Here is a 16,717-nt window from a genome sequence, read left to right as displayed (position 1 = left end):
TAGTAAATTTCTGCTATTTTTAATTGGAGTATTAACATAATAATAACTGCGGCTCGCTAGATTGGACAATTCTCAAGCCGAGCACTAGAAAAGCACTGCCGGAGTAAGCATGACCTTTCACACAACACCTAACCACCTTGAGAGTGATTTACTGGAGCAGCTGGTTAGTAAACCTACTGGCAATGAGCGAGTGGAAGACAAGCTCAATAAATTGTTAACCATTATGCGTGAACACCTGGGTATGAACGTTGCGTTTATTTCCCAGTTTGTAGATGGTAAGCGGGTGTTCCGATTTATCGATTCTAATAACAACAGTGCCGCTATTAATGTTGGAGATTCAGATCCATTAGAAGAGACTTATTGCAAGAAAATAGTGGACAGAAATTTAGACAGTATTATTTTAGACACCCATGAAAACAACATTACCAGAAACCTAACGGTGACTGAAAAATTATCCATCGGTTCCTATATGGGAGCGCCTATACGATTATCAAGCGGTGAGGTTTATGGTACTTTTTGTTGCTATAAAGAGTCTGCCGATTCGACGTTAAATGAACGCGACTTCGCCTTTTTACAAGCCGCGTGTGAAATCACCAGTGTATTGATTGAAAAAAACATCACGTCAGAGAAATTTAGAGATGTCTGCAGTAAACGCATTCAGTCGGTATTGAATACCGAGAAACATGTTATCTATTATCAGCCGGTTTTTAATTTACAAACTCAAGGTGTGGTTGGGTATGAATCTTTATCTAGATTTTTTACTGACCCCTATCGAACGCCGGATGTCTGGTTTGATGAAGCATCGAAGTTAAGATTGGGTGTAGAGTTAGAGGTTTCTGCAATAGAAAAGGCTTTAAAAGGTTTAGAATATTTAAATTCTTCACATTACATTGCTGTAAATACCTCTCCAGAGACCATTCTCAGTGGTCATTTAGAGAAAGTGTTGGCGAATGTAGATGCAAAAAGGGTAGTGCTTGAAATAACCGAGCATTCTCCCGTGCAAGATTACGAAGCCTTGCGAGAAGCCTTAGATCCGTTGCGAAAAAAGGGTGCATTGTTAGCGATAGACGATGCTGGTGCTGGATATGCGAGCTTTCAGCATGTGCTTGAGTTACAGGCCGACATTATAAAACTTGATTTAAGCCTGACTCAAAATATCCACTCGCAACCACGAAAATTCTTGCTAGCCAAAGCCTTATGTGCATTTGCTAAATCTATCAACTGTCGCGTTATTGCTGAAGGAGTTGAAACAAAGGCCGAGTTAAACTCCCTTAAAGAGTTAGCCGTAGATAGTGTTCAAGGCTTTTTACTCGGAAGACCGTCACCGATCGAGGATGTTCTGAATATAAGCTAAGTAGAGCAATATGAGCGGTAGGCAAAAAAAAGCCCGCTGACGATGCGGGCTCATGTTAAAAGGCAAAAGGCTAAGTATTGCTCACCAATGCCTGCACACTTTCTTTTGCATCGCCAAATAACATGGCGCTGTTTTCCTTAAAGAAAAGTGGGTTTTGAACACCGGCATACCCTGTAGCCATTGAGCGCTTTAGAACAATGACCTTTTTTGCTTTCCATACCTCTAAAACTGGCATGCCAGCAATAGGAGAGTTCGGTTTTTCGATCGCATCTGGGTTCACAATGTCATTCGCACCAATAACCATTACAACATCGGTACTTGGGAAATCTTGATTAATTTCATCCATTTCGAGTACTAAATCGTAAGGTACGTTGGCTTCGGCAAGTAATACGTTCATGTGCCCAGGCAAGCGCCCGGCGACAGGGTGAATAGCAAAACGAACTTCTTTGCCTTGCTTACGAAGCTTTTCAGTTAAATCTGCAACCGCCTGCTGAGCGTGCGCTACGGCCATACCAAAACCAGGGGTAATAATGATGCGATCCGCATCTTTTAGCCACTGGCCTGCTTCTTCGGCCGAAACACTCGCCGCCTCACCGTACTCGGTATCATCACCTGCAGTTGAACTGCTGTCGTTGCCGAATCCGCCCAAAATAACGCTGATAAACGAGCGATTCATGGCTTTGCACATGATGTAACTCAAAATAGCACCACTGGAGCCCACTAACGCGCCTGTAATAATCAGAAGATCGTTACCGAGCATAAAGCCCGTTGCGGCGGCGGCCCAGCCTGAGTAACTGTTGAGCATTGAAACGACAACCGGCATATCGGCACCGCCAATGGCGGCCACTAAATGCACACCTAACAAGCAGGCAATGACGGTCATCGCAATCAACATCATCATGGCGCTGCTACTGTGCGAATCCATAACGAATAACACTAACATGATAATTGAGGCGACTAGGGCAATAACATTAAGACCATGGCGAAAAGGTAATGTCATCGGGCTACCAGAAATAGACCCTTGCAGCTTGCCATAGGCTACCCACGAGCCAGTTAACGTTACCGCGCCGATAAATATACCAAGGTATATTTCGGTATTGTGAATGGCCGCTTCAGCACCTTCTAAATGAATAGACGGGTCTAAATAGCCACCCCAGCCGATTAACACTGCTGCTAGCCCTACAAAACTGTGCAACATGGCGACAAGTTGAGGCATAGCGGTCATTTCTACTCGAACTGCAAGCCACAAACCAATCGCACCACCGACCAACATAGCGGTAATGAGGATGCCGTAGTTGGTTACCTCGGGTGCGGCAATTGTTGCTAGAATTGCGATTGCCATCCCGGACATGCCGTAGAAATTACCTCGGCGCGCAGTTTCCTGAGAGCTTAATCCGCTCAGCGATAAAATGAAAAAGATGCCCGCCAATAGGTAGGCCATTGATAATACGCCAGTCATTATTGACCCTCCTTGCGGAACATATTGAGCATTCGGCGGGTTACATAGAATCCGCCGGCGATATTAATGCTGGTGACTAAAATACCGATCGCCGCTAGAATGGTCACAAGGTTGGAGCCTTCTGAAGTAACCTGAAGCAAACTGCCAATAATAACAATGCCTGAAATGGCGTTCGTCACACTCATTAACGGCGTATGCAAAGAATGGCTGACGTTCCAAACCACTTGCCAACCGACAAAAACAGACAGGACAAATACGGTAAAGTGGCCCATAAAGTCGGCTGGAGCCACTTTGCCTAAGCCAAGAATTAGCGCACCCGCAATAATCCAATAAAGGGCGATGGGTTGTGCTTTTTTAACAGGCTCTGGCTTGGGTTCTTGCTCAACCGCAGGTTTTTCAACCACCTTTGGCGCGGCCGATAATTTTGGAGGTGGTGGAGGCCACAGTATTTCTTTTTCGTGAACCACTGTACAGCCACGAGTAATCTCGTCGTTTAAATCAAACACCAGCTCGCCATTCTTTTCAGGGCACATATGTTCAATGAGGCTGTATATATTGTTACTCATTAACGTACTGGATTGGCTCGCCGCACGAGATGCCATGTTGGTGTAGCCAACAATATTTACCCCATGCGCTTGTACGACCTCATCTTTCACCGTGCAAGCACAGTTTCCGCCGTTAGGCGCAGCTAAATCGACAACGACCGAACCGGGTTTCATGGCTTTAACCATGTCTTCGGTAATCAGCTTAGGTGCTGGTCGGCCCGGAATGAGTGCCGTGGTGATAATAATGTCGACTTCTTTAGCTTGTTCTAAAAACAACGCCATTTCAGCTTCGATGAACTCTTTTGACATTTCTTTAGCGTAACCGCCGGAGCCTGCACCGTCTTCATCGATTTCTACGGTAAGAAACTCACCTCCCATCGATTCAACCTGCTCTTTTACTTCTAAGCGGGTATCAAAAGCGCGAACAATAGCCCCCATGCTTTTGGCGGCGCCAATAGCCGCTAAGCCAGCGACGCCGGCACCAATAACGAGTACCTTGGCCGGTGGGATTTTACCGGCAGCGGTGACTTGCCCGGTGAAAAAGCGCCCGAAATTACTTGCAGCTTCAACAACAGCGCGGTAGCCCGCAATGTTTCCCATTGAACTAAGGATATCCATTTTTTGCGCGCGCGAAATTCTAGGAATGGATTCCAAAGCAATGGCAGAAGCTCCATTGTTTTGGAATGCAGCTAAATAGTCTTCATTTTGAGCGGGCGCTAAAAAGGAAATCCACGTTTGACCCGATTTTAACTGGTCGATTTCAGTGGTACTGCTTGGGGCGTTGATTTTTAGAATGATATCTGCGCTTGCCTGTAAGGCTTGAGCATCTGTTTCTATGGTCGCGCCGGCGGCTTTGTAATCATCATCTGAGAATTGTGATGCAGCGCCTGCATTGCTTTCAATGGCAACATTAAAGCCTAGGTCGACTAATTTCTTAGTCGTAACTGGACTGACCGGTACACGAGCCTCGCCTGGAGCCTTATCGTGTGGTACAGCTATCGTTAACGGCATAGTGGTGTTTCTCCTTACCTGAGTGTTAGAGAACTTTAGTGGAACTTAGTTTTAAACCCTTTTAGAATGCATTGACTGCGTACAGAGTTCAATAAAATATGGCGGTTTTAGGGCGCGATTTTTGCAACAGTGTTTTGAGAAAATCTGCTACTTTAGTATGAGGGTATTGGGAATTTCTTGTCGTACAATAGTAGGAAGTCTGAAATAAATGCTATTCAAAGGTGTTTTGTTTCGTTAGATTTAGAGTGCGCATATTAACAATAACCAAGCGCATATGAGTGATCAAAATCGCTCCGTAAGATGGTTCACTGCCTATGCAGTTATAAAACAATTATAAAGAAAACCGATATTTCAGGAATAGAAATATGGGTGACCAACCAGGAGAAAACAATGAAAAGACGTGACGTCATTAAAAAAGGCTTGATCGGTGCAGGTTCTGTAGCCGCTGCTGCGACTATATCAGCGCCAGCAATCGCATCTGATCGAATTGAAATTAGCATGGTATCTACTTGGCCTCGTGATTTCCCTGGGTTGGGAACGGGTGCCCAGCGTTTCGCACAGCGCTTGTCAGATATGACCGATGGTCGTATTACTGTTAAGTACTTTGCTGCCGGTGAGCGTGTTGGTGCATTCGATGTATTTGATGAAGTAGCATCAGGTAACGCACAAATGTATCACGGAGCCGATTACTACTTTACAGGTAAGCACCCAGGCTTTGGTTACTTCACAGCTGTACCATTCGGTTTGACCGCTTCAGAATTCACAGCGTGGATGCGTTTTGCAGGTGGCCAAGAGTTATACGACAAACTATCTGCAGATTTCGGTCTTAAAGGTATTACTTGTGGTAACACGGGTGTACAAATGGGCGGTTGGTTCCGTAAAGAAATGCGTTCAGCTGCTGATTTCAAAGGCTTGAAAATGCGTATGCCGGGCCTAGGTGGTTCTGTACTTGCTAAGTTAGGTGCATCTCCAGTTTCTCTACCTGGCGGTCAGATTTATGAAAACCTAATCTCTGGTGCAATTGATGCAACTGAGTGGGTTGGCCCTTGGAACGATGAGATCATGAAGTTCTATGAAGCCGCTAAATTCTACTACTACCCGGGTTACCATGAGCCAGGTGCAGCGTTAAGTGTTCAGATGAACAAAAAATGGTGGGATGGTCTGTCTAAAGCTGACCAAACAATCATTGAAGCTGCTGCGGCAATGGAAACAGACGTTATGTTCGCTGAATTCAATGCGAAAAACGGTGCTGCATTAGAGCGTTTGGTTAACCAGCAAGGCGTTAAACTACGTAATTTCTCTGACGATACTTACGATGCATTCGGTGAAGCCGCTGAAGAAGTATTTGAAGACGTGCAAGATCACTCTCCATTAGCGAAAGAGATCCATGACAGTATGGTGAAAGCACGTAAAGAGATTGGTGGTTGGAACAATATTTCTGACTCTGCATACGTACAGCAACGTAACCGTGTATTAGGCCTGTAGTTTTTTAATCGCTACAACTACTAATAACACATAAGAAAACACCTGCTTAGGTTTACTAAGCGGGTGTTTAGTTTTCTTACCTTCTATTTAATGTGGTGATCTAGTGGATATTGTCGCTGTTCATGAGCAACCCTCGACCCCCAAATACAAATCAATAAATCTTTTTGCGCGTACATTTGCGTTGGGCATGGTTTTTTTTACATTTGTATTTTTTATAAATAACTATCTCGTTGTCGCTCAGGATTGGCCTGGCATAGCTGGTTTTTGGTCCGAAGAAGGCGCCACGACATTAAGTTGGCTTCAATTAGCCTCTTATTTAATTGTTTTTCCGTTTGCTTTAGTTTGGAGTAAGCGTTCTTCTGATGTTCTGCTTATTCAAGACAGCGAAAAATTAACTCGTTGGACATCCTATGTCGTTCGAGCTGTATTTTGGACAGTTCTACTGATTGGTTTAGTAGACAGTGTTATTTCGTTTCTAAGAGTCGAGGGCTTGTTAGGTTATTTCACTAGCGAAGACTTTGAACGAAACCTTGGCATCGCAACTTTTCGTGGGCAGTACATTCACTTTCCACTCATTCTAATCAGTTTTGTTGTTGCATTTTTTGTTAAAAAATATTCCATTGCTTGGCTAGCGTTAATGGTCGTTTTAGCTGAGTTACTTATTGTGATTACACGTTTTGTGTTTTCGTATGAACAAACCTTTATGGGTGATCTAGTTCGCTTTTGGTATGCGGGGTTATTTCTCTTGGCCGCGGCCTATACGTTAAATGCTGAAGGGCATGTTCGTGTCGATGTTTTATACGCCGGCAAACCCGTACGGTTTAAAGCTTGGGTGAATGTAGTTGGTATTGTTGCTCTGGGGTTACCACTTTGCTGGATAATTTTAGGCATCGGCATGTGGGAAAGCACCAGTGTGCTAAACAGCCCAATCGCCACGTTTGAAATTTCTCAAGCCAGTTATGGTTTGTACGTTAAATATTTATTAGCTGCGTATCTCGCTGTTTTTGCTTTAACAATGATTATGCAATTTTCGAGTTACTTCCTTAAACACGTTGCTATCTTGGTCGATGAAGTTGAAGTCGCCGATGACGCACATGAAGACGTTGGCGCATAGGTAAGGATTATCATGGAACTGTTTTTTCTAGCAATACTCGTATTTTTGATGATCGGAGCCTTAGTCTCCGGTTTTCCTGTAGCTTTTGCGTTACCTGGCTCAGCTATTATCGCTATTTCATTGGCGGCTGTGTGTGGCTTAATCTTTGCCGGTGATAGCAGTGCTTATTTTGCCGACGGTGGGCCGGTTCAGTGGCTAACGGCCGGTGTAACCAACTTTAGGAGCATTTATTGGGAAGTCGAGCGCGATACGCTCATTGCCATCCCTTTATTCATTTTCATGGGCATCATGCTTCAGCGTTCTAAAATAGCTGAAGATTTATTAGTGGCCATGGCTCAACTATTCGGTCCTGTGCCAGGTGGTTTGGGTATTTCAGTCGTATTAGTGGGTGCTTTACTGGCGGCCACCACAGGTATTGTGGGCGCAACCGTAGTTGCCATGGGTATGATTTCTTTACCCGCGATGTTGAGAAACAATTACAGCAAGTCACTGGCTACGGGCACCATTTGTGCCTCGGGTACGTTAGGGCAAATTATCCCGCCTTCTATTGTTTTAATTATTTTAGCCGATCAATTGTCTTCCGCGGCAGATCAAGCTTCTACAATGCGTGCTGCGGCTTATCGTGCTGCAACTGGCGAGTTTTCTATGCCATCACATTTAGATGTGGTTTCGGCCAGTGCCGGCGATATGTTCATGGGTGCTATTATTCCTGGGCTAGTTTTAGTGGGTTTGTATATTTTATACATCTTAGGCAGCGCTTTACTTCGCCCTAAGTCGGCTCCGCCGGTACCTTACGAAGGTGAATACGATCGTAGCTTTATGGCGAATGTACTTAAAGCGCTTATTCCACCATTGGCTCTCATCATAGCGGTACTCGGTTCTATTTTGTCGGGCGTTGCTACGGTAAACCAAGCAGGCGCAATTGGTGCCGTTGGCGCTATTTTAATGGGTGGCTACCGTCTCTATAAAGGCGAAAAGCACGTTTATACGCCGTCGATGATCGCTCTAGCGTCGGTTATTGGCTTAGGTTTATTGTTATCTATTTGGAATATTAACGTTAAAAACCTAGAGACTAGCGGCCAATCGTTTGCATTGGTGATCGCTGTTATTTTAGTGGTGTTTTTAATCCTAGGTATAGCATGGAGCATCATTCGAGTTCACCGCACCGATAACACCTTGCACGACGTTATGATTGAAACAGTAAAAACCACCAGTATGGTTTTCGTGATCTTACTCGGTGCAGCCATGTTAACCGCTGCGTTCCGTGCCTTCGGCGGTGAAGAGTTGGTGCGTCATGCCTTGACCAGCCTACCTGGCGGATTCTGGACTCAGTTCTTCGTTGTTATGTTGGTTATATTTGTCTTAGGCTTTTTCTTAGACTTCATTGAGATTGCCGTAGTGGTGGTGCCGCTAGTCGCGCCTATTTTGTTGGCCGCTCCAGATGCAAACATAACTGCTGTTTGGTTAGGTGTGATGATTGGTCTCAACATGCAGACAAGTTTCTTAACACCTCCGTTTGGTTTCGCATTGTTCTATTTGCGTGGTGTTGCATCAAAAGCGGTTAAAACCATGGACATCTATAAAGGTGTAATTCCATTCATTGGGTTGCAGCTTTTAGCCTTAGTCATTGTTGGGTTCATGCCATTTTTGGTGAACTACTTGCCAAACAAAACCTTTTTAACTTCTGAGAACTCTCCGCCACCGATTAATCCAAAGCTTCAGCAATGTTTAGAAGAAGAAGTATTCTCGGTGTATGCACGAGATGAAGGCAAAATTTTAGATGCAATTGAAGCGATGCGTCAGATCGATGTATCTATGTTGCCTGAGCAGTATCAATCGTCTTTAAGCGATTCACTATCGCAGGCGGCGCAAACGTTTGAGAAAGTCAGTGTCGTTCGAGAAGCTGAGTTAGCCGTAGAGGAAGCCTCTAATGCGTACCGTCCATTGCATGGTAATGTTCGTCAAATTGAGCGTGAGCAAAACCAACTGTTAGCCAAAGTTGAAGAGTTAACGAAATTTATTGCCGATGCACGTTATGAAGAATCGACCAGCGCTGAAGATGTGTTAGATGCTGAAAAAGAAATAGCTGAATTGGAGGCGGAAGTTGAACGATTAACGGCCACTATTCCTGAGAGCTGGCAAGAAACTCAGTCGACTTATCAAGCACTGGAAAAAACGCTAAAGACCAGTCGTTTTGCTTATCGTAATCATGTCGATAATACTTATACGCCATTCCAAGAATTGCTACAGGTGATTCAAGCGAAAGATGAATTAGCCGCATTGCGTGGTGATATTGAATCCATCGAAAGCCGTATTGAAAACGATGGTGCCGAAGCGACAATGGAGTGGATTAAAACTTTCGAAGACCGTCTAGCCGATGTACCTGGTTCTTACGATGTGGCTCGTTTAGTCACGAAAGCACGAAGAGCTTTACGTGGCGATACTCCAGATACGGTGGAAGCCGTGTTGTATAAGAATCAGGCTATTGATCAACTGATTCAAGATTTGGCTTGGCTTGAGCAAGCATCAGAGCAGGTGTTACCGCACTTGTTAGCATTTGATGAAGTTATTGCTACTAATATTGGTGTTAGGCAGCAGCCTAAGTTGTCTGAGTCGATGGCGTTGTCTATCGCTGCGTGTCAATCGCACCATAGAGACGTTTCTTTAAGCTTCTAATCGCTTAAGGATTGAGTAAAAACCGAGCTTGGCGAATGCGGGGCTCGGTTTTTTTTTGCTTTTGAATTAAACCAATATAGAGCTTTTTAATCGAATTCTTTTATTTACGGCATTGGGTCGCTCACTGACAAATAAAAATGTTCTAAATTCATTAATACTACTGGCCAAAACCGCTACAATGCATTTAATAGACAAGTGTATAGTTTGTGGAGGCTGATGTGTCTGAATTTCCAAAAATCCCAGACAGCTGGGATCGGTTTGGCAATCGTTTTAGCCGTTGGCTGGGACGAACTGTTTTAAAAGCTTGGGGCTGGAAAGTAGAAGGCGAAATACCTGATATCCCTAAAGCCATGTTTACGGTGGCGCCGCACACCAGTAATTGGGATTTCCCGATTGGCTTAATGGTGATGTTCGCTATGGACTTTAAAGTGTATTGGATGGGCAAACACACCCTGTTTAGCTGGCCATTTAACGGAATAATGACGAAGTGGGGCGGTATTCCGGTTTATCGTCATGCACCTAAAGGGTTGGCAGAACAAATTGCCGATCGTTTTAAAGCTCACGAAACCATGCTGGTGGCTATTGCGCCCGAAGGAACACGTAAAAAAGTCGGACACTTAAAGTCCGGTTTTTTGCGAATTGCTAAAGCTGCAAATGTTCCTGTGTTCCGGGTAACTATTGACTATAAGACTAAAACCGTTCGATTTTTAGACTTATTCTATCCTACCGACAGCGTCGAAAAAGATGCTCAAGAATGCTACGAATTTTTTGGTCAGTACCAAGGCAAAATACCGAGTAATTACTGAAGAATTGGCAGACCCAAGAAGGGTCTGCATTTTTGAAGTTATAACAGGTGTGGGTTCGCTTTTTTATATTCTCTTAAAGCTTTACGGGCTCGTTCAACGTTGGTGTAAAGACGCATTCTTTCGTCTTTATCACCTGCACCGTTAGGGTTTTCTTTAACAAAGGCACGCTTTGCCATTTCGGCATCTTCAATGGCGTTTTCAAGTGCTATTAATTCTGGATCCATTCTGCATCCCTCTAGGTTTTAAAAACTTTCTAAGCTTTATGGGCTTCCCGCCATGACGTTAGCTTGTTTATTCATTTTAGACCATGAAATTGGGTTATACCGCCCAATTCATAAAATGCTCAAGTAACCAATGTTAGCTGACTGGTCTATTGTGACAAATTGGCGCAAATTCTTCTACTTAAGTCGTAATTACTATGCGGGCTCTTGGTCAAAAATCAACATGACAATCAAAATGACTACTATGTTGTCGTGGGGCTAAATAGTAGGTGTCAGCACTCGATGACAGCTAATTTCACACGCCTTTCATGTTGTCTGTTGATTTTAGGTTGAAAGCATCAGACCCTATACAGCAAATATAGGAGCCGCTCATGTCTAAATCATTATTAAAGCAATTGCCATTGCAGCTGAATCAACTAAAAGAAGAGGGCTTGTTCAAAAATGAACGAGAACTTTTAGGGCCACAAGGTGCCGAAATATCAACCAATCAGGGAGAAGTTATAAACCTTTGTGCCAATAATTACCTTGGTTTAGCGAATTCTCCGCAGTTAATAAACGCCGCTAAACAGGGCATGGACCAGTTCGGTTTTGGTGCCGCATCGGTACGATTTATTTGTGGAACTCAAGCGGTTCATAAGCAGCTTGAAAAGGCACTGAGTGAATTTTTAGGGATGGACGACACCATCTTGTACTCCAGTTGTTTTGATGCAAACGGCGGCCTATTTGAGACGTTGCTCGATGATCAAGATGCGGTGATTTCAGATTCATTGAATCATGCCTCTATTATTGATGGCGTTCGTTTGTGTAAAGCAAAACGGTTTCGTTATGCCAACAACAATATGGATGAACTCGAATCCATATTGCAGCAGTGTCAAGACGCCAAAACACGATTAATTGTAACCGACGGCGTTTTCTCTATGGATGGCGTCATTGCTGATTTAAAAACTATCTGTGACTTAGCCGATAAATACGACGCCCTAGTTATGGTCGATGACAGCCACGCCACTGGCTTTTTAGGTGACAACGGCAAAGGCAGCCATGAATACTGTGATGTGATCTCGCGAATAGACATCATAACGGGCACTTTAGGTAAAGCTTTAGGTGGCGCTAGTGGCGGTTACACGGCGGCAAAGCAACCCATTGTTGATTGGTTGCGCCAACGTTCACGGCCCTATTTATTCTCTAATTCTTTGGCACCTGCCATAGCACACGCCACATTAACGGCACTAGAGCTGGTACAACAGGGTGATCAACTGCGTAAACAGCTGTGGGCTCACGCTAGTTACTTTAGGGCGCGAATGGAAGCTGCCGGCTTTACGTTAGCTGGGAAAGATCATGCCATTATTCCCGTCATGATCGGTGATGCCGTAGTAGCCGGTAAGTTTGCAGAAGAAATGCTCAAACGCGATATCTATGTTGTTAGTTTTAGCTTTCCTGTTGTACCCAAAGGGCAGGCGAGAATACGTACTCAAATGAACGCGGCTCTAACCAAAGCTCAATTAGATAGAGCCATCGATGCGTTTATTGAAGTGGGTAAGTTGCACGGAGTGATTAAATGAAAGCATTAGCAAAATTAAAAGCCGAACCCGGCATCTGGATGACCAATGTTCCTGAGCCAGAAGTCGGACATAACGACTTACTGATAAAAATTAAAAAAACCGCCATTTGCGGTACCGATGTTCACATATATAACTGGGATCATTGGTCACAAGAAAACGTGCCGGTTGGCTTGGTTACAGGTCATGAATACGTTGGCGAAGTGGTGGGAATGGGCCAAGAAGTTAGCGGTTTTAGCGTTGGCGATCGTGTCAGTGGGGAAGGTCATATTACCTGTGGTTTTTGCCGAAACTGTCGAGCAGGGCGTCGTCATTTATGTCGAAATACGCAAGGTGTGGGCGTTAACAGAGCCGGAGCCTTTGCAGAGTATTTAGTGATACCTGCTTTTAATGCTTTTAAGCTGCCGGCCGACGTGACTGATGATATGGCCGCCATTTTTGATCCGTTTGGTAATGCGGTGCACACGGCACTGAGCTTTAATATGGTGGCCGAAGATGTACTCATTACGGGAGCAGGTCCAATAGGAATCATGGCTGCAGCTGTGGCTAAGCACGTTGGCGCGCGCAATGTCGTGGTCACCGATATCAACGATTATCGCTTAGCCTTGGCAAAGCAAATGGGTGCCAGCACCACCGTCAACGTGGCTCAAGAATCGTTGAGCGAGGTTATGGAGCGTTTAGGTATGGCGGAAGGCTTTGATGTTGGGTTAGAAATGTCGGGCGTACCGAGTGCGTTTCGCGCCATGCTTGAATCCATGAACCATGGCGGCAAAATAGCCATGCTGGGTATTCCTCCTGAGCAAATGGGGATTGATTGGACGCAAGTTATATTCAAGGGTTTAGAAATAAAAGGCATTTATGGCCGTGAAATGTTTGAAACCTGGTACAAAATGGCCGGGCTTATTCAATCGGGCTTAGATTTAAAACCCATTATTACGCATAACTTGCCGATTGATGAATTTCAAAAAGGCTTTGATATTATGCGCAGTGGCCAATCAGGTAAGGTTATATTAGAGTGGTAGTCACAGTTCACTCACAATAAGCCAATTAACTAGAGGCCAACTCATGACACACGATGATGTTTTAGCATTTTGGTTTGAGGAGATTAACCCAAAACAATGGTGGGTAAAAGATGAAGCGTTTGATGAAGATATTCGTCGACGCTTTCTGAATTTGCACCAGCAAGCACATCAGTGTGAACTATTTTCTTGGCGAGCTACGGCGCAAGGTCGACTTGCCGAGGTGATCGTATTAGATCAATTTTCACGAAATATGTATCGCGACACGGCGCAAGCTTTTGCATCGGATACGCTCGCACTCGCTTTAGCGCAAGAAGCCGTTTTGCAAGGTGATGACCAAGCATTGTCGCCCTCACAACGCAGTTTTTTGTACATGCCTTATATGCACAGTGAATCACTTGTCGTGCACGAAGAAGCCGAGCGCCTGTTTGCCGCACTGGGTAACGAAAATACACTAGAATTTGAGCGCCGCCATAAGGCGATCATCGAAAAATATGGTCGATATCCACACCGAAATTATATTTTAGGTCGCGAATCGAGTGAGCAAGAAATAGCGTTTCTAGAGCAGCCGGGCTCTTCCTTTTAGCTTGAAATGTAATTACGAACGAATAGGCCGCTGCTAAAATTATTGCTCGCGGAAGGCTTCGAAATGTTTTAGATTATGTGGTCAAATAAAAAATCAAGGGGTGTTTATGAATGCGAAAGGGCAATTCGAAGTCTCGCTTAAACCAATAGATGGCTATGCTCAGGGCAAGCACGGAAATAATTTAGGGCGTATGTCTATTGATAAAACATTTACCGGCGACCTAGACGCTACAAGCCAAGGTGAAATGCTCAGTGCCATGACATCTACTCAAGGTTCCGCGGGTTATGTTGCGATCGAACAAGTTGAGGGGTCGTTAGCCGGTAAACAAGGTAGTTTTGTGTTGCAGCATTTTGGCACAATGGATAAAGGCGAAGATAACTTAATTCTTGAAGTCGTGGCTGATTCAGGTACCGGTGAGTTAGCTGGTATAAAAGGCTCTATGAAAATCGATATAAAAGAGGGTGTTCACTTTTATCAGTTCGATTATGAGTTTTAACACTAGATCAGAGAGCATCTAGTGAATGCAACAATAACAAGCAAAACCAAAAAGGGAACAAAAATGGAATACAAAGTAGTTATTTATCAAGAAGGGATGCTGGGGTCATTGGTGTTAGGCGGTTCTAAGGTTAACCCGATAAAATTCACGGAATTTTTAAATAAGAACTCTGCAGAAGGTTGGCGAGTTCAAACAATGGAAAAGGATATCCGTCGTATGCTTTTGTTTTGGAAGCGTGAAGCTTATGTCGTTATTTTAGGTCGAGAAAAATGAAATACGGCTCCATTGTTTGCACAATTTTATTTGTATTGTCCGTCATATTAACGGTGGTGCAAGTTTGGTTCACTCCGTTTAGCAGCGAAATTTTTTGGAAGTTGCTGTTTACTCTGGGCGCCTTTTTTGTTGCTGCCTTAGCAATAACCTTGGTGATGCGAGAATACTTCAGCGAACGCGAACTGAAGAAGAAAGGTTATTTAGACTAAAACAACCGCTAAAGTTGAATGCATAAAAAAGGGCGCTAGTCTCATAGACAGCGCCCTTTTTATTTTAAAGCATGCGTTTACTTGGCTCTTGAAAACACCAAGGTAGCGTTCGTACCACCAAAACCAAAGCTATTCGACATTACGTTATTCAGCGTAACCCCATCTTTGCGCTCCGTAACAATGTTCACATTATCACCAGCTTCAGGATCTATGTTTTCAACGTTCTTACTGGCCGCGATGAAGTTTTCATTCATCATGATAAGGCTGTAAATGGCTTCTTGTACGCCGGTTGCGCCTAAACTATGACCTGTTAAAGATTTAGTTGAAGCAATGGCTGGCATGTTATCGCCAAACACTTCACGCACGGCTTTCAATTCTGTAACGTCACCGGCCGGTGTACTGGTGCCGTGTGCGTTAATGTAATCAATATCGCCGTCGACATTTTCCATGGCCATTTGCATGCAACGTACAGCGCCTTCACCGCTAGGAGCAACCATGTTGTAACCATCGCTGGTTGCGCCATAGCCAACTAATTCACCGTAGATTTTTGCGCCACGAGCTTTAGCATGTTCGTATTCTTCTAGAACCAACATACCGCCACCGCCAGCAATAACAAAGCCATCACGATCCGCATCGTAAGCGCGGCTTGCGCTTTCTGGTGCATCGTTGTACTTCGTAGATAAAGCACCCATGGCATCAAATAAACAGCTCATGGTCCAATGTTCAGCTTCACCGCCGCCAGCAAACACGATATCTTGCTTGCCCAGTTGAATCAGCTCCATGCCGTTGCCAATACAATGTGCACTGGTCGCGCAGGCTGATGTAATTGAGTAATTAACCCCTTTTATTTTAAAAGGCGTTGCTAGGCAAGCCGAAACCGTAGAACCCATGGTTTGCGTCACACGGTAAGGGCCTACACGCTTTAGGCCTTTTTCTAACAGAATGTTCGCAGATTCAGTTTGGCTTGCTGAATCAGCACCGCCAGAGCCAGCAACTAAGCCCACACGTGGGTTAGAGTATTGCTCTTCGCTTAAACCTGCGTCTTCGATTGCCTGTTGCATTGCAACGTAGGCGTAACCGGCGGCTTCGCCCATGAACCGAATAGATTTGCGGTCAATGTGTTCTTTTAAATCAATCGAAGGAGTACCGCTGATATGGCTGCGCATTCCAAGTTCTGCGTATTTTTCGTTAAACGAAATACCCGACTTACCTGCTTTAAGAGATTCTGTAACAGAGGCGACATCGTTGCCTATGCAAGACACAATGCCCATTCCTGTAACTACAACGCGTTTCATAGTGTCACCTTACTTCATTTGTTCTGGCTTGAATAAGCCAACTTTGAGGTCTTTTGCAAAGTAAATTTCTTTGCCGTCGCACTCAACAATACCATCTGCAATACCCATTACTAAGCGACTTTCAATGACGCGCTTAATTTCGAGCTTATAAACTACTTTTTTAGCGTCGGGCATGATTTGCCCTTTAAAGGTAAGTTCACCTACGCCCAGCGCTCGCCCTTTACCAGGGTTGCCACGCCAGCCTAAGTAAAAGCCAACCAATTGCCACATGGCGTCAAGGCCAAGGCAGCCAGGCATTACTGGGTCGCCTGGGAAGTGGCATTGGAAAAACCATAAATCGGGGTTTACATCGAGTTCTGCGCGAATAAAGCCTTTGCCGTATTCACCACCTTCATCGGAAATGGTGGTTATTCGATCCATCATCAACATGTTGTCGACAGGTAATTGTGCATTGCCTGGGCCAAACATTCGGCCATGGCCGCACTCAATGAGGTCGTTTTTATCTAATGAAGAAGGTCGATCTGACATGGTAAAACCCATATTAAGTAAATTCAGGCGTCACCATATCAAAAAACCGACCCACTATTCATGCTTGATAGGAAAAAGATCGTT

At 44.5% G+C, this 16,717-nt stretch carries 18 protein-coding genes; 12 read left to right on the top strand and 6 right to left on the bottom strand.

The window, feature by feature from the left end; genetic code table 11:
• Positions 1 to 109 precede the first annotated feature (109 nt).
• A complete protein-coding gene (locus tag QWZ13_RS13965) occupies positions 110 to 1,354 on the top strand; it encodes a sensor domain-containing phosphodiesterase (protein ID WP_290282306.1) in 1,245 nt (414 codons plus the stop codon).
• Positions 1,355 to 1,424: 70 nt separating this feature from the next.
• Here QWZ13_RS13965 and pntB read toward each other — a convergent pair whose 3' ends face one another.
• Positions 1,425 to 2,813: a Re/Si-specific NAD(P)(+) transhydrogenase subunit beta gene (gene pntB / locus QWZ13_RS13960; protein ID WP_290282305.1), complete on the bottom strand. Its 1,389-nt coding sequence runs from the start codon at positions 2,811 to 2,813 to the stop codon at positions 1,425 to 1,427.
• The gene (locus QWZ13_RS13955) at positions 2,813 to 4,369 is read right to left on the bottom strand and encodes a Re/Si-specific NAD(P)(+) transhydrogenase subunit alpha (RefSeq protein ID WP_290282304.1); all 1,557 of its coding nucleotides are present in this window, start codon (positions 4,367 to 4,369) and stop codon (positions 2,813 to 2,815) included. The genes pntB and QWZ13_RS13955 overlap by 1 nt, the downstream gene beginning before the upstream one ends.
• 300 nt (positions 4,370 to 4,669) lie before the next feature.
• Between QWZ13_RS13955 and QWZ13_RS13950 the strand changes: the two genes are divergently transcribed.
• From QWZ13_RS13950 to QWZ13_RS13940, 3 genes are all read left to right on the top strand, one after another.
• Positions 4,670 to 5,854: a TRAP transporter substrate-binding protein gene (locus tag QWZ13_RS13950; RefSeq protein WP_290282303.1), complete on the top strand. Its 1,185-nt coding sequence runs from the start codon at positions 4,670 to 4,672 to the stop codon at positions 5,852 to 5,854.
• Positions 5,855 to 5,957: 103 nt separating this feature from the next.
• Positions 5,958 to 6,968 carry a TRAP transporter small permease subunit gene (locus QWZ13_RS13945; protein WP_290282302.1) on the top strand — a complete coding sequence of 337 codons (1,011 nt, stop codon included), beginning with the start codon at positions 5,958 to 5,960 and terminating at the stop codon, positions 6,966 to 6,968.
• Between the two features lie 12 nt (positions 6,969 to 6,980).
• Complete coding sequence (locus QWZ13_RS13940) at positions 6,981 to 9,644, top strand: TRAP transporter large permease (RefSeq protein ID WP_290282300.1); 2,664 nt, start codon at positions 6,981 to 6,983, stop codon at positions 9,642 to 9,644.
• 66 nt (positions 9,645 to 9,710) lie between these two features.
• On the opposite strand, the gene QWZ13_RS13935 is transcribed toward QWZ13_RS13940, so the two are convergent.
• Entirely contained in the window at positions 9,711 to 9,878 is a 168-nt protein-coding gene (locus tag QWZ13_RS13935; RefSeq protein ID WP_290282299.1) for a hypothetical protein, read from the bottom strand.
• Here QWZ13_RS13935 and QWZ13_RS13930 point away from each other — a divergent pair.
• Positions 9,863 to 10,450 carry a lysophospholipid acyltransferase family protein gene (locus QWZ13_RS13930; RefSeq protein WP_290282298.1) on the top strand — a complete coding sequence of 196 codons (588 nt, stop codon included), beginning with the start codon at positions 9,863 to 9,865 and terminating at the stop codon, positions 10,448 to 10,450. The genes QWZ13_RS13935 and QWZ13_RS13930 overlap by 16 nt on opposite strands.
• Before the next feature lie 38 nt (positions 10,451 to 10,488).
• On the opposite strand, the gene QWZ13_RS13925 is transcribed toward QWZ13_RS13930, so the two are convergent.
• A complete protein-coding gene (locus QWZ13_RS13925; RefSeq protein WP_215998850.1) occupies positions 10,489 to 10,674 on the bottom strand; it encodes a hypothetical protein in 186 nt (61 codons plus the stop codon).
• Between the two features lie 130 nt (positions 10,675 to 10,804).
• On the opposite strand from QWZ13_RS13925, the gene QWZ13_RS13920 reads away from it, so the two are divergent.
• The 7 genes from QWZ13_RS13920 to QWZ13_RS13890 all read left to right on the top strand — a co-directional run bounded on the left by QWZ13_RS13920 (position 10,805) and on the right by QWZ13_RS13890 (position 14,810).
• A complete protein-coding gene (locus tag QWZ13_RS13920) occupies positions 10,805 to 10,933 on the top strand; it encodes a hypothetical protein (RefSeq protein ID WP_290282297.1) in 129 nt (42 codons plus the stop codon).
• A 109-nt stretch (positions 10,934 to 11,042) separates the two neighbouring features.
• Complete coding sequence (locus tag QWZ13_RS13915) at positions 11,043 to 12,230, top strand: glycine C-acetyltransferase (protein ID WP_290282296.1); 1,188 nt, start codon at positions 11,043 to 11,045, stop codon at positions 12,228 to 12,230.
• A complete protein-coding gene (gene tdh, locus QWZ13_RS13910; RefSeq protein ID WP_290282295.1) occupies positions 12,227 to 13,249 on the top strand; it encodes an L-threonine 3-dehydrogenase in 1,023 nt (340 codons plus the stop codon). Before QWZ13_RS13915 ends, tdh begins: the two co-directional genes overlap by 4 nt.
• Positions 13,250 to 13,292: 43 nt before the next feature.
• On the top strand, positions 13,293 to 13,832 hold the full coding sequence (locus QWZ13_RS13905) for a DUF924 family protein (protein WP_290282294.1): 540 nt from the start codon (positions 13,293 to 13,295) through the stop codon (positions 13,830 to 13,832).
• A 106-nt stretch (positions 13,833 to 13,938) separates the two neighbouring features.
• Entirely contained in the window at positions 13,939 to 14,328 is a 390-nt protein-coding gene (locus QWZ13_RS13900; RefSeq protein ID WP_290282293.1) for a DUF3224 domain-containing protein, read from the top strand.
• 63 nt (positions 14,329 to 14,391) lie between these two features.
• Positions 14,392 to 14,601, top strand: a complete 210-nt coding sequence (locus QWZ13_RS13895; protein WP_215998845.1) for a DUF4177 domain-containing protein — start codon at positions 14,392 to 14,394, stop codon at positions 14,599 to 14,601.
• Positions 14,598 to 14,810 (top strand): hypothetical protein, encoded by a 213-nt coding sequence (locus tag QWZ13_RS13890; protein WP_215998844.1) that lies wholly within the window; start codon positions 14,598 to 14,600, stop codon positions 14,808 to 14,810. The genes QWZ13_RS13895 and QWZ13_RS13890 overlap by 4 nt, the downstream gene beginning before the upstream one ends.
• A gap of 77 nt (positions 14,811 to 14,887) precedes the next feature.
• Here the strand turns inward: QWZ13_RS13890 and fabB are convergent, their stop codons facing one another.
• Both fabB and fabA read right to left on the bottom strand, forming a co-directional pair.
• Positions 14,888 to 16,105 (bottom strand): beta-ketoacyl-ACP synthase I, encoded by a 1,218-nt coding sequence (fabB, locus tag QWZ13_RS13885; RefSeq protein WP_290282292.1) that lies wholly within the window; start codon positions 16,103 to 16,105, stop codon positions 14,888 to 14,890.
• Between the two features lie 9 nt (positions 16,106 to 16,114).
• Positions 16,115 to 16,633, bottom strand: coding sequence for a 3-hydroxyacyl-[acyl-carrier-protein] dehydratase FabA (fabA, locus tag QWZ13_RS13880; RefSeq protein ID WP_215998842.1), 519 nt, complete (start codon positions 16,631 to 16,633; stop codon positions 16,115 to 16,117).
• Positions 16,634 to 16,717: the final 84 nt, after the last annotated feature.

Origin of the sequence: Reinekea marina, assembly GCF_030409715.1 — a bacterium.
Lineage (GTDB): Bacteria > Pseudomonadota > Gammaproteobacteria > Pseudomonadales > Natronospirillaceae > Reinekea > Reinekea marina.
Note: the sequence above shows the minus strand (reverse complement) of the source record. Positions and strands in the feature narration are given on the sequence as shown.